The sequence below is a fragment of the Flavobacterium pokkalii genome, from assembly GCF_014596575.1.
GTDB classification, from domain to species: Bacteria; Bacteroidota; Bacteroidia; order Flavobacteriales; family Flavobacteriaceae; genus Flavobacterium; species Flavobacterium pokkalii.
Genome location: NZ_NASZ01000024.1, coordinates 11,678 through 32,491 on the forward strand (window position 1 = coordinate 11,678; position 20,814 = coordinate 32,491).

Below are 20,814 nucleotides of genomic sequence, written 5' to 3' on the forward strand. Positions count from 1 at the left end.
AGGCTTCTCGAAAGAGAGGCTTTTTATGTATTTATCTATCATAAATCTAATTATATTTGGGTATAAAACCATGTATTTTGAAAACAAGCCTACTTAAATTATTATTTCTGTTTTGTTTATCCTCATCATTTTATGCGCAGGAGTTGCTCCCTTTTGTAGAAAATTATACGAAATTAAATTACGAGGGAGACAATCAAACCTGGAATGTGGCTCAGGGAGAGGATGACGCAATGTATTTTGCTAATAATCATTATTTGCTGAGATATGATGGGGTAAAATGGGAGAAAAATATGTTACCAAATAAAACTGTTATAAGATCCATTATGGTGAAAGATAAAAGGATTTATTCGGGTTCATATAAAGAATTTGGTTACTGGGTAAGGAAAAATGCGAAAATGCATTACGTCTCTATTTCTAATAATAAACAGATTTTTAGTGACCGTGATAACGAAGAAATCTGGAAGATATTTGAATTTAATAACAAAATTTATTTCCAGTCATTTAATGCGCTTTTTCAATTTGACGGCAAGAGAATAAAGAGTTTTAAATTTCCTTTTTTGGCTTCCTATTGTTTTGTGATTAATAATCAGTTGTTGGTGGCAGCAGTAGATAAAGGAATTTATGAATTTAAGGATTCTCAGTTTGTTAAAATACAAAGGTGGTCGTTATTAGAGAATAATGTGATTCATTCGATTGAAAAGCATCAAAATAAGATTTATTTTTTCACGAAGAAAAAAGGGATTTATGTTGACGAAAATGGTGGTTTAACAGCCTGGAAATACCCGCTAAATGAAATTTTAAAAGGAGCCAGTATTAATGTTGCCAAGTTTATTAAAAATAACCGATTAGTAGTAGGAACAGCTAATAGAGGGGTTTATATTTTTGATTTAAATACTGGTTCTTATCGAAATATAAACAGGAATAATGTATTGATGAACAGCTCAATTTTGAGCATAGCCTTAGATAAAGAGAACGATTTATGGCTAGGTTTAGACAATGGAATTGCTCATGTGGAAGTCAATTCTCCGGTGTCTATTTTTCATGATAATTCCGGGACTTTGGGTTCAGTATATTCTGTAGTTAAAACAGATAAAGGTTATTTAATGGCTTCTAATTATGGTGTTTTTAAATATGAAGGAGATGTTTTTTCTTTTATTCCTAATTCTCAGGGACAATCGTGGAATATCAGTAAAATTGATAATAAATATTTGATTGGACATGACGAAGGTACTTTTGTTTACGAGAATGGCATTTTTTCTAAATTAAACGGTGTAAACGGAGGTTGGAATTTAATAAAAAGCAGTATTAATAATTCTTATTTACAGGCGAGTTATAGCGGTGTTTATGTTTATGATGATTTGCAAAATTCAGATCATAAAGTGATGATTCCTGGGCTTTTAAAGCCTATTAAATATATCGCTCAAAACAGAAAAAATGAAATTTGGGCAGCAGATAATTATAGAGGTTTGTATCGGGTAGTTTATAATGATTCTTATGAACCTCTTAAAATTGAAAATATCACACAGAAGAGTAAAATTACGAATGACTTTGGCGTCAAAATTTTTGAATTTAGAAACGAAATACTTTATCTGATTAATAATAGCTGGTACACTTATAATTCAATTGCTGATAAATTGGTTAAAAATGAGTTTTTTAATACGCATTTTTTAAACGTTTCTGATATTGTTAAAATCGATGAAGATCATTTTGTGATACTTCAGGATGGTTTACTGTATCAGGTTTACGCTAACGAAAATAAATTTGTAAAAAACCTTTTTCTGGAGAAATATTATAAAGGAAAAATTATCAACGGTAATTTAAAAATTTTTGAATCCAATGGAAATTATTTATTAAATCTGGATGATGGTTTTGTTTCTTTTAAATTTAAAAGCAAAGCTAATTTAAATCCTCAGTTAAAAATTGAAGCTTTTGACAAAGGTGTTTATGTAGCTAATAATTCGAAGATACCATATAATTCAGAGTTAAGTATTAATGTAATTTCGGGTAAATATGGGGTCGAGAAGCCTAATATATTTTACAAACTTGATAAATCCGGTGGTTTTATTCCGGTTAAGGAAGGGAAAATTCTTTTGAATAATTTAGAAAGCGGTACTCATAATTTTGTAGCTTATAATTATAGTGGAAGTAATTATGATGAAGTTACTGCGTTTGATTTTGAGGTTGCAAAACCCTGGTATTTTTCTTTTTGGATGATTGTGGTTTATCTATTAGTGATTGGGGCTGTTTTGTATTTGTATTATAAGTGGAATAAGATGCGTTATCTCCAAAAAATGAAATTGAGAGAAGAAGAATTGAAGCATCAGAAAAAAATCCTTGAAATGGAATTAAAGGCTGAAAACGAATTAAATATTCAGGAATATGAAAAACATATTTTAGAATTAGAAGTTTTGTCTAAATCTTCAGAGGTTGCCGGAAAATCTCTTTCGATTGCCAAACAAAGTGAAATGATTGAAAATATTCAACGCATTTTAGAAACAGAAAGAGATTTCAATAAGTTGAAAAGTGAAATTAAGAAAGTAATTAAAATAAATGAGGTTTATAAACACGAATGGGAAATTTTTGAAACTAATTTGAATCAAATTCATAATGAATTTATTACTAAACTCTCCAAGAAATATCCGCATTTAACTTCAAAGGATATAAAATTGTGTGTTTATCTAAAAATGAACCTTTCTTCTAAGGAAATAGCTCCGTTAATGAATATTTCCTTTAGAGGTGTTGAATTGCACAGGTATCGTTTACGCAAAAAATTAAATTTGTCTCAGGATGATAATCTGTCTAATTTTTTATTAAGTATATAAAAATAAACTACTTTTTTTATACATTTTGTATTTTTCATAATCTTTTTTTGACTGATTACAGTACATCATTACTACATCATAACGATATGTTAAAGGATTTTTGGTTTGATGTTATATTGCTTGTTTTTAGTGTTTTATGTTTGTTTTTTGGTGTAATGATGTGGCTGTGTAGTAGTGTAATTTGATGTGTTCTACGGTTGTAATTGTTTAATTTGGCTCTACTAACTTTAACATTTATTAACCATATGAAAAATTTAATTTTTAGCTTTTTAGCACTCCTATTGCTTCCGGCTTATATGTCCGGACAGGTACAGGCAATTAAAGGAAAAGTAGTTGACAGTAGTGGATTGGGACTTCCCGGAGCCAATGTTATTGCTGTCGAGTCTAAAACTTCTACTGTAACAGATTTTGATGGGAACTTCACCATAAATGCTAAGGCGGGAGAAATTTTAAAAATTTCGATGATAGGTCTTGAAACAGCTTCTATACCAGCAACGAATACACCAATGACAGTTACTTTAAAAGAAGCAGCAGATACTGTTTTAAAAGAGGTTGTGGTTATTGGGTATGGAACAGCCAAGAAAAGGGATTTAACAGGATCTATTGTTAAAGTAGAAGGCAAGCAAGTAGCGGATAAACCAAATGCGAATCCAGTCTCATCAATTCAGGGTAAAGTAGCAGGTTTGTCTGTTGTGAATACCGGTAAACCAGGAGAAGATCCTGATGTTAGAATTAGAGGTACAGTAAGTAGATACCAAACGAAACCATTATATGTGGTGGATGGGATTTTAAATGATAATATCAGTTTTATCAATCCAAATGATATTGAATCGATGGAAGTTTTAAAAGATCCTTCTTCTCTGGCGATTTTTGGTGTTCGAGGTGCGAATGGTGTTATTATCATTACTACCAAAAAAGCTAAAAGTGGTGTTACTACAGTAAATTTGAGTTCTTCCATAGGAATTAAAACGATACCTAATAAACCTTCAATGACTAATGCTTCTCAATTCAAAATGTTGTATGATGAGCAAAGAGTTAACGAAGGGGCTTCGCCTTATGCTTATTACGATAAATTTAGCGCCAATACAAATTGGGTAAATATTATTGAAAATAATAGTGCTAATCAATTTATACATAATATAAGTATCTCTAACGGAACCGAAAAGAATAAATTTTATTTAGGTGCGGGTTATCATGCAGAAGAAGGTTTGATTGAAAATGAAAAATTTAAAAAATTCACTTTCAATATCAATGATGAAGTTCAAATTACTGATGGGATAAAAGTAGGGATTGGTTTTAATGGATATGATGCCAGAATGCCTCAATTGCATGATTTTATATCTTCTTTGAATGCCACTCCAATTGTAGCTCCTTATAACAGCGAATTTGGATTGTACAATCAATTGCCCATTGAAATTGGTGGTGCTCAAATAGGGAATCCTTTAGCAAATGTTGAGGGGAAAAAATATACTCAGTTGAATAGAGATTCCAGATATGTTGGAAATGTTTTTGCTGAGTTTAAACTTTTTTCAGGTTTGAAATTCCGTGCAGCTTACTTAGCCGATTTAGGATACAGTAAAGGAAGAGGATATACTCCGGTATTTAATATTTATGTAGGAGAAACAGGAGAAACAACATTGTATGCCGGAAATGCATTGACTAATGTAAACCAATTCAAAAGCGATACTCAAAAAACACAACAAGACTATTTGTTTACTTATGAGAAGTCTTTTGGAAACCATAATTTGACTGCTTTAGCAGGTTATACCAGATATCAGGAAGGATACGAGTCTGTTAGTGGTACAGTAAAGCAATATGTAAATGGTGATCCAATACCTTATGACAAAAGATGGTGGTATCTAAATACTTATCCTTTTGGTGATCCAACGACACGTTTGTCAAATTCTGATCAATGGGACAGAGCCACCGTTTCTTATCTAGGTCGTGTTTTGTACAATTATGATGGAAAATATATTTTGAATGCTTCTTTTAGACGTGATGGTTCTTCGGAAATTAGTGAAGCAAACAGATTTCAGAATTTTTGGTCAGTAGGTGCTGCCTGGGATGTAACCAAAGAGAAATTCATGGAAAATCAAACGATTTTTGATCAACTTAAAGTGAAAGGCTCTTATGGTATTTTAGGGAATCAATATTCAGGAGTTCATTATCCGTCACAACCTAATTATACTACGGGTTCTTCGGCCGTTTTTGGGGAATCCTTAGTGCCGGCTTATGTTTTAGCCTATAGAAATAATCCAAATTTAGAGTGGGAAACAGTGACCTCTTATGAAGCAGGATTTGAATTATCAACCTTAAAAAACAGGTTGAAATTTGAAACAACCTATTATAATAAAACCACTGATAACTTATTGACATTTGTAGATTTGGGAAGTGAAAAATTTTATACCAACGCAGGAGAAATTTCGAATAAAGGATTTGAGTTTTCTGGTTCCTGGAACGATAAGATAAATGATGATTTTACTTATTCTGTTAGCGGAAATTTAGCAACACTTAAGAATAAAGTAAAATCAGTTTATATTGATGGTTTTGAAGTGTTTGACGGACCATCTATTTTAACCGCAGGTGCTCCGATTGGTTCTTTTTACGGCTATAAAGTAGAAGGCGTTTATCAATCTTATGCCGATATTATAGCTTCTGCTCCCAGTACTCTTGGGAACTATGCACCGGGAGATTTAAAATTCAAAGATGTAAATGGTGATGGACAGATTACTACAGATGACAGAACTATTATTGGTAACCCAAGTCCTGATTTTACTTATGGATTTTCAGGAAATATTACCTATAAAAATTTTAGTTTTTCTATAGATTTTCAAGGAGTTTATGGGAATGAAATTTATAGAGACTGGGGTAATGGATCCACTTTTGCTAAATTCAATTACAGAACAGCTCGATTAGACAGATGGAATGGAGCAGGTACTTCGAATTGGGAACCAAGACTTAATGACGGATCAGGATATAATAAACTGAATTCAACTTATATGATTGAAGATGGCAGTTATTTAAGACTAAGAAATATTCAACTGGGATATAATTTTGATGCTCAATTATTAAAAAGAATAAACATTCAAGGATTAAGAGTTTATGTTAATGCACAGAACTTGGTAACATGGGCTAATAATTCCGGTTTTACACCAGAAGCAGGTGGAACACCAACCTCTTTTGGTAGAGATACAGGAGGATATCCAATCCCGACAATCATGACATTAGGATTGAATGTGACTTTTTAAAATTTAAAATAAAGAAAAATGAAAAATTATAAATATATCATCAAATTATCACTTTTTGCTTTGTTAGCAGTAACAGTTTTAAATTCATGTAATGATGATGAATTTTTAGACAGAAAGCCATTAGGAACTGCAACAGAAGGTGATTTAACAGCAGGAGGATACGAAGAAAAAGCATTTGGTTTATATGGAAAAATCAGAACTCAGGAAGGAGTAACTAATTGGGACAGATATTGGTTTCAAAGTATTCGTTCTGATGACGCTCAAAAAGGAAGTACAGCAACGGATGCTGCAACCAGAGGGAATGTTATGGATAAGTTTCAATATTCTCCGGCAGAGTTTGCTGCTTATTGGGACGGACATTATAGTTTGATTTTTGCCTGTAACGATTTAATTGTAGATATTGATGAATCTGGTTTAACAGATGAGGGAACGATGATTAATAAAGCTGAAGCTATGGCAATCAGAGGATTTGCCTTTTTTGATTTGCGCAGAGATTATGGTGAAGTACCAATTATTTTAAAGAAAATTGTTGTTCCAAGTGATGGTATTAAGGCCAAATCGACTGTTGCAGAAGTTGATGCTCAAATTATTAGTGATTTAGAATTTGCTGCTTCCAAGTTACCGGATAGTTGGCCAGCTTATCCGGGGAGAGCCACCAAAGGCTTTGCGAATGCTCTATTGGCAAAATTATATTTATATCAGGGTAATTGGACTAAATCTTTAGAAAAAAGTGAATTAGTTATTAATTCTGAACAATATGTATTGGATAACTCCTATGTTACCTTATTTTCTGAAACGGGTGATAATTCAAAAGAATCCATTTTTGAAGTACAATTTGTAAGAATTGCAGGGGTTAATTATTCTAACAATTATTGGGAATCTCAAGGGGTACGTGGCTCAAGTACCTGGGATTTAGGTTGGGGATTTAATGTTCCAACTCAAAATTTAGTGGATGCTTATGAAGCTGGTGATCCTCGAAAAGAAGCTACAATCCTTTTTTCTGGGCAAAATGATGGTTTTGGTTTAACTGTTCCGAACAGTCCACCATTAGATCAACCCTATTGGAACAAAAAAGCTTATACAACTCCTAGTATCAGACAGAGTTACGGAGAAAATAAAAATCATTGGAAAAATATTAAAATTTTAAGATATGCCGATGTAATATTAATGGCTGCTGAAGCGGCAAATGAATCAGGAAACGCAACCAAAGCATCCGATTATTTAGAAATGATTAGAGCCAGGGCAAGAGGTACAAGTGCTGTTTTACCTAAAGTAACAGATTTGAGCCAGACGGGTTTAAGAACAGCTATAAAGCACGAAAGAAGAATTGAACTTGCCATGGAAAATGAACGATTTTATGATTTGGTAAGATGGGGTGATGCTCCGGCAGTTTTAGGTGGTTTGGGATATCAGGCTAAAAACCAATATTATCCAATTCCGCAAACTGCTATTGATCAATCTGGAGGGATATTAGTTCAAAATCCTAATTACTAATTTTTAAAGTTAAAATCATGAATATTAATAAATCAATTATAAAGAGAAACTTTGGGATACTGCTTATTTCATTAGCATTTATGGGATGTCAGGATATGGAAAGACCGGAATTAGGAGATTATCCAACTGACGTGGGCAATTATACGCCTCTGGATGGAGAAACCCTTTTTGCAGAGTTTAATAATACATATTATCTTAATTCTATAAACGGAGCTCCTGCTACTAAAGTTGGAAATTCCAGTTTAGGAGATCCCAAAGTAGGAGAGTACTCTTTTATGGGAGCTACAGATTCTTATATAACCTATCCGGTGAAAGGCTTGTTTGGAACTAATGAGTTAACAGTTGCATTTTGGTATAAAGTGAATGCAGCGCCTGATAGATCAGGATTAGTCGTAGTTGGAAATCCTTCAATTACGGGAGATGACGGACGAAAATATGGTTTTCGTTTGTTCAGAGAAGGAAACGGATCTTCTCAAACCATAAAATTGAATGCCGGTATTGGAACGGGTGAATCATGGAATGATGGAGGAGTATTAACTGTAGATAATAATTGGGTTTATATTACACTTACTATTTCTGCAACCGAATCTAAAATTTATTTCAACGGCGTTCTTCAAAGAACAAGTTCATTCTCCAGTCCGTTAAATTTTACAGGATGTGTAGATTTTCTAATTGGTTCCGGTGGGCCTACTTTTTCTTATTGGGGACATAAGTCGGATAATAGTTTGTATGATGAAATAAAAGTTTTTAATAAAGTTCTTACTCAAACTGAAATAGTCAGTCTGATGAATTAATACTTTTTTAATAGAAAATTATATACATCTGGGTATAAATTAATATCCGGATGTATTTTTCTATCTCTTTAATTATCACATAAGTAAAAAAAAATGAAAAGCAGTTTATATATAATTCTTTTTTTGAGTGTTTTTGGAGCCTGCTCTTCTTCTTCACCAGAGAAGACGAAGAATGAGGAAACAACAACTCCAATAAATCCTGTAAATCCATTAACTGATACCGAAGCATTGGACCTAGTTCAAAAGGATGCAATTAAGTATTTTTGGGATTATGCAGATGCAAATTCTAAATTAGCCAGAGAAAGATATATCATTGGCGATCCCGGTTTTGAAGCAAATATTATTACCACTGGCGGTTCCGGATTTGGATTGATGAGTATCATTGTTGGGGTAGAAAGAGGTTTTTTACCACGAGCCGAAGCCATTTCCAGATTAGCAACAGCTTTAAATTTTCTTGAAAAAGCCGATCGTTTTTATGGTGCATGGCCACATTGGATGGACAATAAAGACGGAAAAGTAATTCCTTTTGGCACTAAAGATAATGGAGGAGATTTAGTGGAAACTTCTTTTGTTTGCCAGGCTTTGATTACCATTAGAGAGTATTTTAAAGATGGAAATGCAGCTGAAAGAGATTTAGCCGCCAAGGCTGACGAACTTTGGAGAGGAGTAGAATGGGATTGGTACACCAAAGGCGAGGATGCTCTTTACTGGCATTGGTCTCCTAATTACGGTTGGGAAATGAATTTTAAGCTGGAAGGGTATAATGAATGTTTGATTACTTATATCATGGCAGCTTCTTCCCCTACACATCCTATTTCAGCTGATGCTTATCATAAAGGCTGGGCCAGAAGCGGTGCTATTGTAAATGGCGGTTATCAATACGGAATCCCCGTCATTTTTAATTATAATGGAGCTACCGGAAATGTAGGACCAATGTTTTGGTCGCATTACTCTTATTTGGGGCTAGATCCAAACGGTTTGAAAGATAAATATGCAGATTATGGTGTTTTGACCCAAAATCATGCTAAAATTATGATTCAGTACAGTATTGCAAATCCACATAACTGGAAAGATTATTCAGATAAATGTTGGGGACTGACTGCCAGTTATACCCGAAATGCCGACGGAACAACGGGCTATACTGCACATCAGCCGAATAATGACACCGGAGTAATTTCGCCCACAGCGGCTTTGTCATCATTTCCTTTTGCACCGGTTGAAGCTATGAAATTTTTACATTATCTGTACGATGAACATAAAGCACAATATGTTGGTATTGCAGGTCCTTATGACGCTTTTTCTCCTCAGTATAATTGGGTAACACCTCGTTATCTGGCAATTGATCAGGGAACAATTGCTCCAATGATTGAAAATTATCGAACAGGATTGTTATGGAAATTATTTATGAATGCAATAGAAGTTAAACAAGGTTTAAGCAAGTTAGATTTTGAATCCGGTAAATACAATTTGACCCCATAAATATCCTTAATATGAAAAAACACAGTTATTTATTTTTTATCATTTTTACCCATTTTGCCTTTGCTCAAATTCAAACAAAAGGCACATTTAAAACAGAAATCATTCAAAAAAAGGAATTGAATTATGCTTTATATGTACCTAAAGAAGTCAAAGAAAATAAACCGTTGATTGTTTTTCTTCACGGTTCGGGAGAAAAAGGAACTGATATTGAAAAAGTAAAAGTCCACGGGCCATTTAAATATTTAAAAAATAATTCAATTGATGCTTATGTTTTGGCGCCTCAGTGTCCGGAAAATGAATATTGGAATTCGGAGGTATTATATCATTTGATTTTAAAAATTCAAAAAGAGAATAAAATTGATTCTCATCGAATTTATTTAACTGGACTCAGTATGGGGGCTTGGGGAGCCTGGAATTTAGCTTTTGCCCATCCTGAAATGTTTGCCGCTTTGGTGCCCATTGCAGGTTTTGTTGATCGAATTCCAATGATTGAAAATTGTAAATTAAAAGATATTCCGATTCAGATTTTTCATGGTTTATTAGACGATGTGGTAGATGTCAATTATTCGATTTCAATTTATAAAAAGCTTCAAAAATGTAATTCTAATATTCAATTGACCATTTTTGATGATGCCAACCACGACAGTTGGACCAGAGTTTATGATGCTTCTGAGATTTACGAATGGATGTTAAAACAAAAAATTAAATAAAATGAGAAACAAAATAACATTATTCTTTTTAGTATGTTCTTTTTTCTGCTTTGGACAAAAAATTAAACCTAAAGCCGAATTTGTTAATGACTTAATGTCAAAAATGACTTTGGATGAAAAAATAGGTCAGCTTAATTTACCCACTTCAGGAGATATTACAACCGGTCAGGCAAACAGTTCTGATATTGCTAAAAATATTGCTGAAGGAAAAGTAGGCGGTTTGTTTAATATCAAATCGGTAGAGAAAATTAAGGAAGTACAGCGAATTGCCTTAGAGAAAAGCAGATTGAAAATTCCACTTCTTTTTGGAATGGATGTTATTCATGGTTACGAAACAACTTTTCCTATTCCATTGGGCTTATCGTGTACCTGGGATATGAAATTAATAGAAAAAAGTGCTCAAATTGCCGCTCAGGAAGCGAGTGCTGACGGTATCAACTGGACATTTTCACCTATGGTTGATATTTCCCGTGATCCGCGTTGGGGAAGAATTTCTGAAGGATCCGGAGAAGACCCTTATTTAGGAAGTCAGGTGGCTAAAGCTATGGTTAATGGCTATCAGCAAAATGATTTGTCTAAAAATAATACTCTTATGGCCTGCGTAAAACATTTTGCTCTATACGGTGCTCCGGATGGAGGTAGAGATTATAATACGGTTGATATGAGCAGAATCAAAATGTACAATGATTATTTTCCGCCTTACAAAGCTGCTGTTGATGCTGGTGTAGGTTCGGTGATGGCATCGTTTAATGAAGTAGATGGGATTCCTGCTACTGGAAACAAATGGTTGATGACAGATGTTTTAAGAAAGCAATGGGGTTTTAAAGGTTTTGTAGTTACTGATTATACCGGAATTCCCGAAATGATCGCCCACGGAATGGGAGATTTACAAACTGTTTCTGCTTTAGCCTTGAATGCTGGAATTGAAATGGATATGGTAGGAGAAGGATTTTTAACGACGTTGAAAAAATCTTTGGCAGAAAATAAAGTGACTTTGGCACAAATTGATAATGCGGTACGACTTATTTTGGAAGCCAAATATGACTTAGGATTATTCCAGAATCCATATAAATATTGTGATGTAAAAAGAGCTAAAACGGAGGTTTACACCATGGCAAACAGAACAGAAGCCCGTAAAATTTCGGCTCAATCTCTGGTTTTATTAAAAAATATGAATCAAATTTTACCATTAAAAAAATCAGCAACTGTGGCTATTATTGGTCCTTTGGCGGATGCCAAAGAAAATATGGCGGGAACCTGGAGTGTGGCTACTAATATGGATAAATCGATTTCATTAATTGCAGGAATTAAAGAAGTAGTAGGTAATAATGCAAAAGTTCTTTATGCCAAAGGAAGTAATTTAGATTATGATGCCGTTTTTGAAGAGAAAGCGACAATGTTTGGCAAAACCCTTCACAGAGATAACAGAACCCAAGAAGAATTAACTAACGAAGCGTTAAAAGTCGCTAATCAGGCCGATGTAATTATTGCTGCTTTAGGAGAATCGGCGGAGATGAGCGGGGAAAGTAGCAGTAGAACTAATCTTGAAATTCCACAGGCGCAAAAAGATTTATTACAGGAATTACTAAAAACAGGCAAGCCGGTTGTGTTGGTTTTATTTACCGGAAGACCTTTGGTATTGGTTCAGGAAAATAAAACGGTACCGGCCATTTTAAATGCCTGGTTTGCTGGAAGTGAAGCTGGTTATGCCATTGCGGATGTTTTATACGGAAATGAAAATCCATCGGGAAAATTAACGACTAGCTTTCCAAGAAGCGTTGGTCAGGTGCCTATTTATTACAATCAAAAAAATACAGGAAGACCTTTGATGAATAAGGAAGGCAAATTTGAAAAATTCAGGTCTAATTATATAGATGAAAGAAATGAGCCTTTATATCCATTTGGGTATGGATTGAGCTATACTAATTTTGATTATTCAAATCTGAAAATTTCATCTGATAAAATGAATTTTGACGGAAAATTAAAAGTAAGTATTGATGTTGCTAATACAGGGAATTATGACGGAAAAGAAATAGTGCAATTGTATATTAGAGATTTAGTAGGTTCTGTAACAAGACCGTTAAAAGAATTAAAAGGATTCCAAAAAATATTCCTTAAAAAAGGGGAGGCGAAAACAGTGAGTTTTGAGGTTTCAGTTGAAGATTTAAAATTCTATAATTCTGATTTACAATTTGTAGCCGAACCGGGACAGTTTGAAGTTTTTGTTGGAAAAGATTCTGCTGTAGAAAATAAAGTAAGTTTCGAGTTAGTTAAATAGTTGGTTTATTAATTGGTTAAAAGCTCTTCTTTTGAAGGGCTTTTTTCTCCCAAAGAGAGAAGTATTAGTATGATGATTTTTTTGAGAAAAGCGGTTTACAGTGTTATTCTTTTGTTGTTTTTACTTATTTCCTCCTGTGGTGTGAAAATGAATGCTGTTGTGGCGCATCGCGGAGCGTGGAAAAAAAATAATTTACCCGAAAATTCAATTGCTGCTTTAAGACGTGCCATCGATTTAAAACTCGCAGGCTCTGAATTTGATGTCTGGAGAACAGCCGATGATTCGCTGGTTATTAATCACGATGCTCATTATAACAAATTGCTTATTGAGGAAACCAATTATGCCAGTTTAATAAAATTTAAACTGGCTAACGGAGAGCAATTACCTACTTTTAACGAATATATCAAAGAAGGGAAAAGAAGTAATAAAAACACTCTTTTAGTATGCGAAATAAAACCTTCCACGATTAGCAAGGAAAGAGGGAAAATGACCGCTCTAAAAGTGGTTGAAACCATTAAAAAACTCAAAGCTGAAAAAATTACAGTTTACATTAGTTTTGATTATGATATTTTAAAACAAATCAGAAGTGTGGACACCAAAGCTTCTTTGCAATATTTAGAAGGAAATAAATCACCTAAAGAAGTCAAAGCTGACCAAATTAATGGCATTGATTATCATTATTCAGTTTTTAAAAAACATCCGGAATGGATTAAAGAAGCTAAAGAAAATAATATTATTCTAAATGTCTGGACGGTAAACGATACGGTTGAGATGAATTGGATAATAGCCCATCAATTCAATTTTATTACTACTAATGAGCCGGAGTTATTAATTGAAAGGCTACAATCGGAAAAATAATTTTTTTAAAATTATACTAACATGAAAAAAAACGAGAAACTATTTTCCTTAGTTGTTTTATTTTTTTTGTTGTTTGGTGTCAATAATATTTTGGCGCAGCAAACAGTAAATTCGAACAAAACTGAGTGGTTTGATCCCGAAAAACCGGCAACAACTTTTTGTAATCCAATAAACATTGGTTACAATTATACGACTTATAATCATAATGGAATTCCGGTTTCGCGGCGTTCCAGTGCCGATCCGGTTATCATTACCTATAAAGGCGAATATTATTTATTTGCGACTAATCAGGCAGGATTTTTTTGGAGTAAAGATATGTCCGATTGGAATTTTGTTTACGGAAGTTTTCAAAGACAACCCGGCGATGACGACCAGTGTGCTCCGGCAGCCTGGGTGGTAAATGATACTTTGTTTTATGTGGGTTCTACCTGGAAACGAGACCATCCTATCTGGAAAACGGCTAATCCAAAATCCGGAAGATGGACTCGTCATGTAAATCAGGCGATGTTGCCCACATGGGATCCCGCTATTTTTCAGGATGATGATAAAAAAGTGTATATGTATTATGGTTCCAGTGGAAAATTACCTTTGGTAGGTGTTGAGGTTGATTACAAAACCTGGTTACCAAAAGGGAATCAGGCAGATTATGCAAAATTATACGAAGCAACAGAGGTTGAGGATATTCAGCATCCGTATGGAGAGGCTAAGGTGGTCGTTGGTTTAGATCCTTCGCAACATGGATGGGAGCGTTTTGGACCTAATAATGATATGGAACCCGCGCCTTGGGGAAATTTTATAGAAGGAGCCTGGATGACTAAGCATAATGGTAAATATTACATGCAATATGGTGCTCCGGCAACGGAATTTAAAGGTTATGCAAACGGCGTTCATGTTGGTAATCATCCTCTTGGCCCTTTTGTTTATCAAAAACATAATCCGATGTCATATAAACCGGGCGGATTTGTAATAGGAGCGGGACACGGAAATACTTTCGCTGATAATTACGGAAATTATTGGAATACAGGAACCTGTAAAATTTCCATTAAAGATCGTTTTGAACGTCGTATTGATATGTTTCCTGCCGGATTTGATAAAGATGATGTCATGTATTCTATTACCGCTTATGGTGATTTTCCAATTGTGTTGCCTACAAGTCAGCGTAATCAGACTAGCGGAGCGTCTTCAGGCTGGATGTTACTTTCTTATAAAAAACCGGTAAGCGTTTCTTCTTTTGAAGAATGTATGGAAGTTGAAACTAACAGAATGGATAATGGCGAAAAAAAAGTATTCGAGAGATTTTGTTACAATTCTGAAAATTTAACCGACGAAAATATTCAAACGTATTGGTCGGCTAAAACGGCTAGCCCTGGTGAATGGCTTCAAATAGATTTAGGACGACCAATGGAAATCAACGCTTTACAAATTAATTATGCCGATCATAAAGCCACGCAATACAATAAAGCGATGGATATTTATTATCAGTATAAAATTTACATGTCAGATGACGTTCAAAATTGGACTTTGGTGGTGGATAAATCAAAAAATGATAAAGATGTACCTCATGATTATGTAGAATTAAGCAAACCATTTAAAGCACGTTTTATAAAAATGCTTAATGTTCATAATGCTTCCGGACTGTTTGCTATTTCTGATTTCAGGGTTTTTGGAAATGGTTTGGCAAATAAGCCAAAAGCTGTTTCTTCGTTTAAGGTTGACCGAAATCAATTAGATTCCAGGAATGCAATGATTTCTTGGAAAAAACAAAATGATGCTGTTGGTTATACAATTTATTATGGAATTGCTCCGGATAAATTATATAATAATATTATGGTTTATGGAGATAATTCGTATGATTTTAGAGGTTTAGATAAAGGAACGACTTATTATTTTACTATTGAAGCTTTTAATGAAAATGGTATTGGTAAAAAAAATAAAATCATTGTAGTTAAATAATTGAATTAAGGATAATTTCATTTTTTTGTTCAAAAAATTAACTCTTAAAAGTTATAGTAAAAGTCGCCCCTTCATTTATTGTACTGTCAAGTGTAATTTGACCTCCTAAAGTTGTAATTTGATTGTAAACAAGATATAATCCAATTCCGTTGCTGTCGTTATGATTGCTAAACTTTTGGTGCAAACCAAAGACTTTATCTTTCACTTTGTCCATGTCAAATCCGATTCCGTTGTCCGAAATAATCAATTGTGTTTTACCGTTATTTATTTTTGAACGAATAGCAATCGAGGCTAAAGTATTTGGTTTAGCATATTTTATGGAGTTGGTAATTAAATTCAAAAAGATACTTTTGAGATAAGATTTATTGAAATTAATTTTTTGAACTTCCGAAAAATCTACGCTAATAGAAGCTTCTGAGTTTTGAATTAAAGAATTGATAGAAAGAAAAACTTCATCCAAAGTATCTTTTAAATCAATTTCCTCCAGTTGTGTTTCACTTTGATTTTGAGCGTTTAAAAGCTTGATGTATTCGTTTAAACTTTCTTTTAAAGTATCTGCTGTGGTTTTAAGAATATTGATAAACTCCAGCGTTTCTTCGTTTTTAATATCTTCGGTTTCCATCAAATCAAAAATCGCCAGCATATTGTTTACCGGTGATCGTAAATCATGTGCAGTTGAATAACTCAGTTGTTTGAATTCGTTGTTGATTTCGGTGAGTTTTTTGAGATGTAGTTTTCGTTCTTTTTCTAATTCTTTTTTGTGAGTAATATTTTTTGCAACGGCATAGATAAGTTGCTCTTCTTCAATAGGAATGGATGTCCATAAAAGCCATACAATTTGTCCGCTTTTGGTTAAATACCTGTTTTCAAAATCGAATAAAGGAATTCGGATTCTGAGTTCATTTCGTGCCGTATTAGTTCTTTCTTTATCACTTTGGTAGACAAAATCATTAATAGGGCGTGCAAATAATTCTTCTTCGCTGTATTCTAAGACTTTAGAAACCGCCGGATTGATTCTTTTGAAATAACCATCGTATCCGGCCACACAAAATAAATCATGAGAACTGTCAAAAAATTTTTCGAAGTTATTAAAAGCATCAAGAGTATTGAGAATGGCTTTTTCTTTGTTTTTAGTCATAAATATTTACTACAACAGGCATATTACAAGTAAATAGGTTTGCAAGAGATTTGGGGAATCTTTAAACAAAAGTAATTTTTTTTTGGAACTGAGCAGTATTTATTTGTCTTTTAGTGCTGTTTTTTAGTATAAAAAAAGAGGTTTGTAATAAAAATAACAAACCTATGTATAGTAAAAAAAATAGTCTTGAAAGAATTGAATTATATTTTAAAAATTCCTCCAAAAGCTATAATTCGTTGGAAAAAGAAGAAATCCTGAGCCGCTTTGTCTGTTGGACTTTGCGTAGTTCGGATGTCCTGCATGTTGATGTAACCGCCTTTTAATTCTCCCTGAAGGTAAAAATGTTTAAAGAAGGTAAAATTCAAACCTGCTTTTGCCGAAAGACCATATCCGGAAACGTGAAAATCATCATGACGTTCTTTCCCTAGTAAAGTAGTATTCGTTCGAGGATATAAAAGACCGGCACCCAAACCTTCTGTTAAGTTAATTTGCACTTTGTCGGTATTGGGAAGTTTAAATAAAGAAGAAATGTCATCAAATCTTGAAACCTCTGTATGAACGTAATTTAAACCGTCTGTGTGTTCGTACATCAAGAATTCAGGTGTCATTTCCTTCAATTCATGATTGTAAGTTCCATCAAATTCAGAACCAATATTGATGTTTCCGTTAACTTTAGCCATTTGATTTTGTGTCATCACATATTTCATGTGATCCACACCTACAGTTACGCTGTAATGGTCGCTGAAGAAATATCCCAAACGGAAATTGGTTTGTGGGATAGTCATTCGGGAAGGATTAATATAATCAATATGCCAACCTTTTGGTTTATCGTGGGCTTTCATATTTTCTACGGTAAAATTATAACCGTCACCTTTAAAAGTAACATCCGATTTTGTGTAGCTTTCGCGATTTCCTCCCCAGCTAATAAAGAATTTTCCTTTGTTGTGAGCGGTATATTTGTCCTGAACTTTTATTTCTTCCTGTGCGCTCAGATTGTTCACAAATAAAAAAGCAACAAAGGCAGCAGTAATTAATTTTTTCACGATTTATTTATAGAATTAAAGATTAGAATGCGTTAACTGTTTTTCTGATAGCGACTAATTTGGTCATCAGATCTTCAAAATAATCTAAGTGCAACATATTAGCGCCATCACTTTTGGCATTAGCTGGGTCAAAATGTGTTTCGATAAAAATTCCATCTACACCAACAGCAATTCCGGCTTTGGCAATAGTTTCAATCATATCGGGACGACCTCCGGTAACTCCGGCAGTTTGATTAGGTTGTTGTAACGAATGGGTAACATCCAGTACGGTTGATGCATATTGTTGCATGGTAGGAATCCCTCTGAAATCTACAATCATATCCTGATAACCAAACATCGTTCCGCGATCCGTAACCATTACATTTTGATTGTTGCAGTCCAATACTTTTTGTACGGCGTGTTTCATACTTTCCGGACTCATAAATTGTCCTTTTTTCAGGTTGACTGTTTTTCCTGTGTTGGCAGCAGCCACAACCAAATCCGTTTGACGAACTAAGAAGGCAGGAATTTGTAAAACATCAACGTATTGAGCTGCTTTATCAGCATCTTCATTGGTGTGGATGTCCGTTACCGTTGGAATATGAAAAGTTTCAGAAACTTTTCGAAGGATTTTTAAGGCTTTTTCATCGCCAATTCCTGAAAAACTGTCAATTCGGGAACGATTGGCTTTTTTGAAAGAACCTTTAAAAACATAAGGAATTTGTAATTTATCAGTAATGCCAACAATTTTTTCGGCAATACGCAAAGCCATTTCTTCTCCTTCAATGGCGCACGGACCTGAAAGCAAAAAGAAATTACCACTTTCGGCATGCTTAATTTGGGGAATATTTTGTATGTTCATAGGTGATTTTTTGAAGTTGCAAAGGTAGTTATGATTTGCGACTTGACGTTTTAAAATTCTATTTTTTTGATATTGAAATTCTGGTGAAAAAAGATTTTTATGGATTGATTTTTTTAATGCTTAATCCCATTGGGCACATTAAAAATCCTTTTTCGTAAATATTCAGATATAAGGTAATTGGTTTTTTTTGACCTTCCCATCGAATCTCATAAACATTTAAAAAACCCGCTCCCATAGAAGTTCTTTTGGAAGGAAAAGGGCAGCAGGTTTCCATTTTCGTATAGGTGATTTTTTCCCCTTTGGGACCTGCCAGCGCGTTTAGAAAACGCTCTTCGTTTAACTGTTCGTTGTTTGTGTTGTAGTAAAATATATTGATAGGGTAGTCTTTGTTGTAACCGTATTTTTTGTCTTTACTGTATTCGGTAATAATAAAGGTGTTTTCTCTGGAAAGTTTAGGGATAGGCGCGTTATTATTTACATTTTTCAAGGTTGATTTTGTGCTGATACAGGAACTGCTCAAGAACATTAAAACTAATACAGCAATTAATTTTTTAGTGATTATAAACAGTACAAGCTTTTTATTTTCTTGTAATTTTTTACGCAAATTAGATATAACTAATGATTTCATAAAATTAAATTAATTTCGAAATAGAGAAAATCTGTGGTATTTAATTGTCTTACAAAGATATTGAGAACTTCAAAGTTTAGCGTACTTTTTTGCTTTTTTTTGAATTGAAAAGGTGTTTTTTGCCTTATGTAACATTTCTCACACTCAATTGAAAACGTAGTGCTTAACTTTGCATAAAAATAATAGAATATGGAATTAATTTATCATACCTGGTCTTGGTATATTTCAGGTTTTTTAATTGGTTTAGTGATGCTAAGCTTAATTTTTTTCGGGAAAAATTTCGGAATGTCATCTAATTTGCGAACCTTATGCAGTTTGGCAGGAGCCGGAAAAAAAGTGCCTTTTTTTGATTGGGATTGGAAATCACAACGTTGGAATCTGGCGGTGTTAGCCGGAGCGATGTTAGGCGGTTTTGTAGCTACACATTATTTAAGTGATGCTTCGAATGTTGCTATCAATCCCAAAACTATTGAGCAGCTGCAAACCATGAATATCGATGCACCCAATGGAAAATTAATGCCCGATGCGCTTTTCTCTAATCAGGTTTTCGAATCTCCAAAGTCAATTTTGATTTTAATTATTGCGGGAATAATGATAGGTTTTGGTTCCCGTTATGCCGGAGGATGTACTTCAGGTCATGCTATTTCGGGCTTGAGTAATTTACAGCTTCCTTCTTTAAAAGCCGTTATTGGATTTTTTATCGGCGGATTGATAATGGTTCATTTTATTTTACCCTTAATTCTATAAAGTATGAAATTGATAAAGTTTATTTTAGTTGGATTTATTTTCGGAATTGTTTTAACCAAAGCCGAGGCCGTTTCCTGGTATCGCATTTATGAAATGTTTCAGTTTCAGTCTTTCCACATGTACGGTATCATTATGGTTGCAGTGTTAACGGGACTTATTGGAATTCAGATCATTAAAAAATATAATTTAAAAGATTTTTCGGGAGCTCCAATTTGTATTCCGGATAAAGAGCCTGCAACGGTACGTTATATTGTAGGGGGGATTATTTTTGGTTTAGGATGGGCTTTGGCCGGATCCTGTCCGGGACCGATATTTATTCTGGTTGGAGCCGGTTTTACCAGTGTAATTTTAGTTTTACTGGGAGCTTTGATAGGAACCTTTATTTACGGTGCTTTTAAAGACAAATTACCTCATTAATTTGTTTTTCAGTTATAAAAAAAAGCATTTTCTAAATTTCAGAAAATGCTTTTTTTATGGGTATAATTATTTTAATTAAATGATTTCAGCGCTCAAACCGGCTTCTAAAAGTTGCGTACATTGTGGTTTTAATTTATCCATTGAACCTGTTTTTACCGTACATTTTCCATTGTAATGAACAATTAAGGAACATTGTTCGGCTTGTTCAGGAGTGTGTTCACAAACGCGCATTAAGGTTTCAATTACGTGATCAAAAGTATTTACATCGTCATTATAAAGTACAATTTCATTGTTTTTTGTAATAACTTCCTGAACGCTTATTCTTTCTCTAACTTTTTCTTTCGTACTCATTGTAATCGCTTTT

The 20,814-nt window shown here is 33.8% G+C and carries 16 protein-coding genes; 11 read left to right on the forward strand and 5 right to left on the reverse strand.

Features of this window, described 5'->3' with window-relative positions; all coding sequences use genetic code 11:
- Nucleotides 1-77: 77 nt before the first annotated feature.
- The 9 genes from B6A10_RS13655 (at nt 78) to B6A10_RS13695 (ending at nt 15,636) form a co-directional block, all read left to right on the forward strand.
- Entirely contained in the window at nt 78-2,822 is a 2,745-nt protein-coding gene (locus tag B6A10_RS13655; protein WP_188221311.1) for a ligand-binding sensor domain-containing protein, read from the forward strand.
- Nucleotides 2,823-3,067: 245 nt separating this feature from the next.
- Nucleotides 3,068-6,070: a SusC/RagA family TonB-linked outer membrane protein gene (locus B6A10_RS13660; RefSeq protein WP_188221312.1), complete on the forward strand. Its 3,003-nt coding sequence runs from the start codon at nt 3,068-3,070 to the stop codon at nt 6,068-6,070.
- Nucleotides 6,071-6,088: 18 nt separating this feature from the next.
- Nucleotides 6,089-7,564, forward strand: a complete 1,476-nt coding sequence (locus B6A10_RS13665; RefSeq protein WP_188221313.1) for a RagB/SusD family nutrient uptake outer membrane protein — start codon at nt 6,089-6,091, stop codon at nt 7,562-7,564.
- A 17-nt stretch (nt 7,565-7,581) separates the two neighbouring features.
- A complete protein-coding gene (locus B6A10_RS13670; protein ID WP_188221314.1) occupies nt 7,582-8,358 on the forward strand; it encodes a LamG domain-containing protein in 777 nt (258 codons plus the stop codon).
- Nucleotides 8,359-8,451: 93 nt separating this feature from the next.
- Nucleotides 8,452-9,837 carry a glucoamylase family protein gene (locus tag B6A10_RS13675; RefSeq protein ID WP_188221315.1) on the forward strand — a complete coding sequence of 462 codons (1,386 nt, stop codon included), beginning with the start codon at nt 8,452-8,454 and terminating at the stop codon, nt 9,835-9,837.
- An 11-nt stretch (nt 9,838-9,848) separates the two neighbouring features.
- Nucleotides 9,849-10,547, forward strand: a complete 699-nt coding sequence (locus B6A10_RS13680; RefSeq protein WP_055092268.1) for a carboxylesterase family protein — start codon at nt 9,849-9,851, stop codon at nt 10,545-10,547.
- A 1-nt stretch (nt 10,548) separates the two neighbouring features.
- Complete coding sequence (gene bglX / locus B6A10_RS13685; protein WP_188221316.1) at nt 10,549-12,825, forward strand: beta-glucosidase BglX; 2,277 nt, start codon at nt 10,549-10,551, stop codon at nt 12,823-12,825.
- A gap of 69 nt (nt 12,826-12,894) precedes the next feature.
- Complete coding sequence (locus B6A10_RS13690; RefSeq protein WP_231633664.1) at nt 12,895-13,683, forward strand: glycerophosphodiester phosphodiesterase family protein; 789 nt, start codon at nt 12,895-12,897, stop codon at nt 13,681-13,683.
- Nucleotides 13,684-13,704: 21 nt separating this feature from the next.
- Nucleotides 13,705-15,636: a family 43 glycosylhydrolase gene (locus B6A10_RS13695; protein WP_188221317.1), complete on the forward strand. Its 1,932-nt coding sequence runs from the start codon at nt 13,705-13,707 to the stop codon at nt 15,634-15,636.
- A gap of 37 nt (nt 15,637-15,673) precedes the next feature.
- Here the strand turns inward: B6A10_RS13695 and B6A10_RS13700 are convergent, their stop codons facing one another.
- From B6A10_RS13700 to B6A10_RS13715, 4 genes are all read right to left on the reverse strand, one after another.
- On the reverse strand, nt 15,674-16,774 hold the full coding sequence (locus B6A10_RS13700; protein ID WP_188221318.1) for a PAS domain-containing sensor histidine kinase: 1,101 nt from the start codon (nt 16,772-16,774) through the stop codon (nt 15,674-15,676).
- A gap of 200 nt (nt 16,775-16,974) precedes the next feature.
- Nucleotides 16,975-17,817 (reverse strand): hypothetical protein, encoded by an 843-nt coding sequence (locus B6A10_RS13705; protein ID WP_188221319.1) that lies wholly within the window; start codon nt 17,815-17,817, stop codon nt 16,975-16,977.
- A gap of 22 nt (nt 17,818-17,839) precedes the next feature.
- Nucleotides 17,840-18,658: a 3-deoxy-8-phosphooctulonate synthase gene (gene kdsA, locus B6A10_RS13710; protein ID WP_055092257.1), complete on the reverse strand. Its 819-nt coding sequence runs from the start codon at nt 18,656-18,658 to the stop codon at nt 17,840-17,842.
- Between the two features lie 97 nt (nt 18,659-18,755).
- Nucleotides 18,756-19,184: a hypothetical protein gene (locus B6A10_RS13715; RefSeq protein ID WP_055092958.1), complete on the reverse strand. Its 429-nt coding sequence runs from the start codon at nt 19,182-19,184 to the stop codon at nt 18,756-18,758.
- 291 nt (nt 19,185-19,475) lie between these two features.
- Between B6A10_RS13715 and B6A10_RS13720 the strand changes: the two genes are divergently transcribed.
- Together B6A10_RS13720 and B6A10_RS13725 are read left to right on the forward strand one after the other, a co-directional pair.
- A complete protein-coding gene (locus tag B6A10_RS13720; RefSeq protein WP_188221320.1) occupies nt 19,476-20,033 on the forward strand; it encodes a YeeE/YedE family protein in 558 nt (185 codons plus the stop codon).
- Between the two features lie 3 nt (nt 20,034-20,036).
- Nucleotides 20,037-20,450 carry a DUF6691 family protein gene (locus B6A10_RS13725; protein WP_188221321.1) on the forward strand — a complete coding sequence of 138 codons (414 nt, stop codon included), beginning with the start codon at nt 20,037-20,039 and terminating at the stop codon, nt 20,448-20,450.
- A 75-nt stretch (nt 20,451-20,525) separates the two neighbouring features.
- Here the strand turns inward: B6A10_RS13725 and B6A10_RS13730 are convergent, their stop codons facing one another.
- Entirely contained in the window at nt 20,526-20,801 is a 276-nt protein-coding gene (locus B6A10_RS13730) for an ATP-dependent Clp protease adaptor ClpS (protein WP_055092249.1), read from the reverse strand.
- Nucleotides 20,802-20,814: the final 13 nt, after the last annotated feature.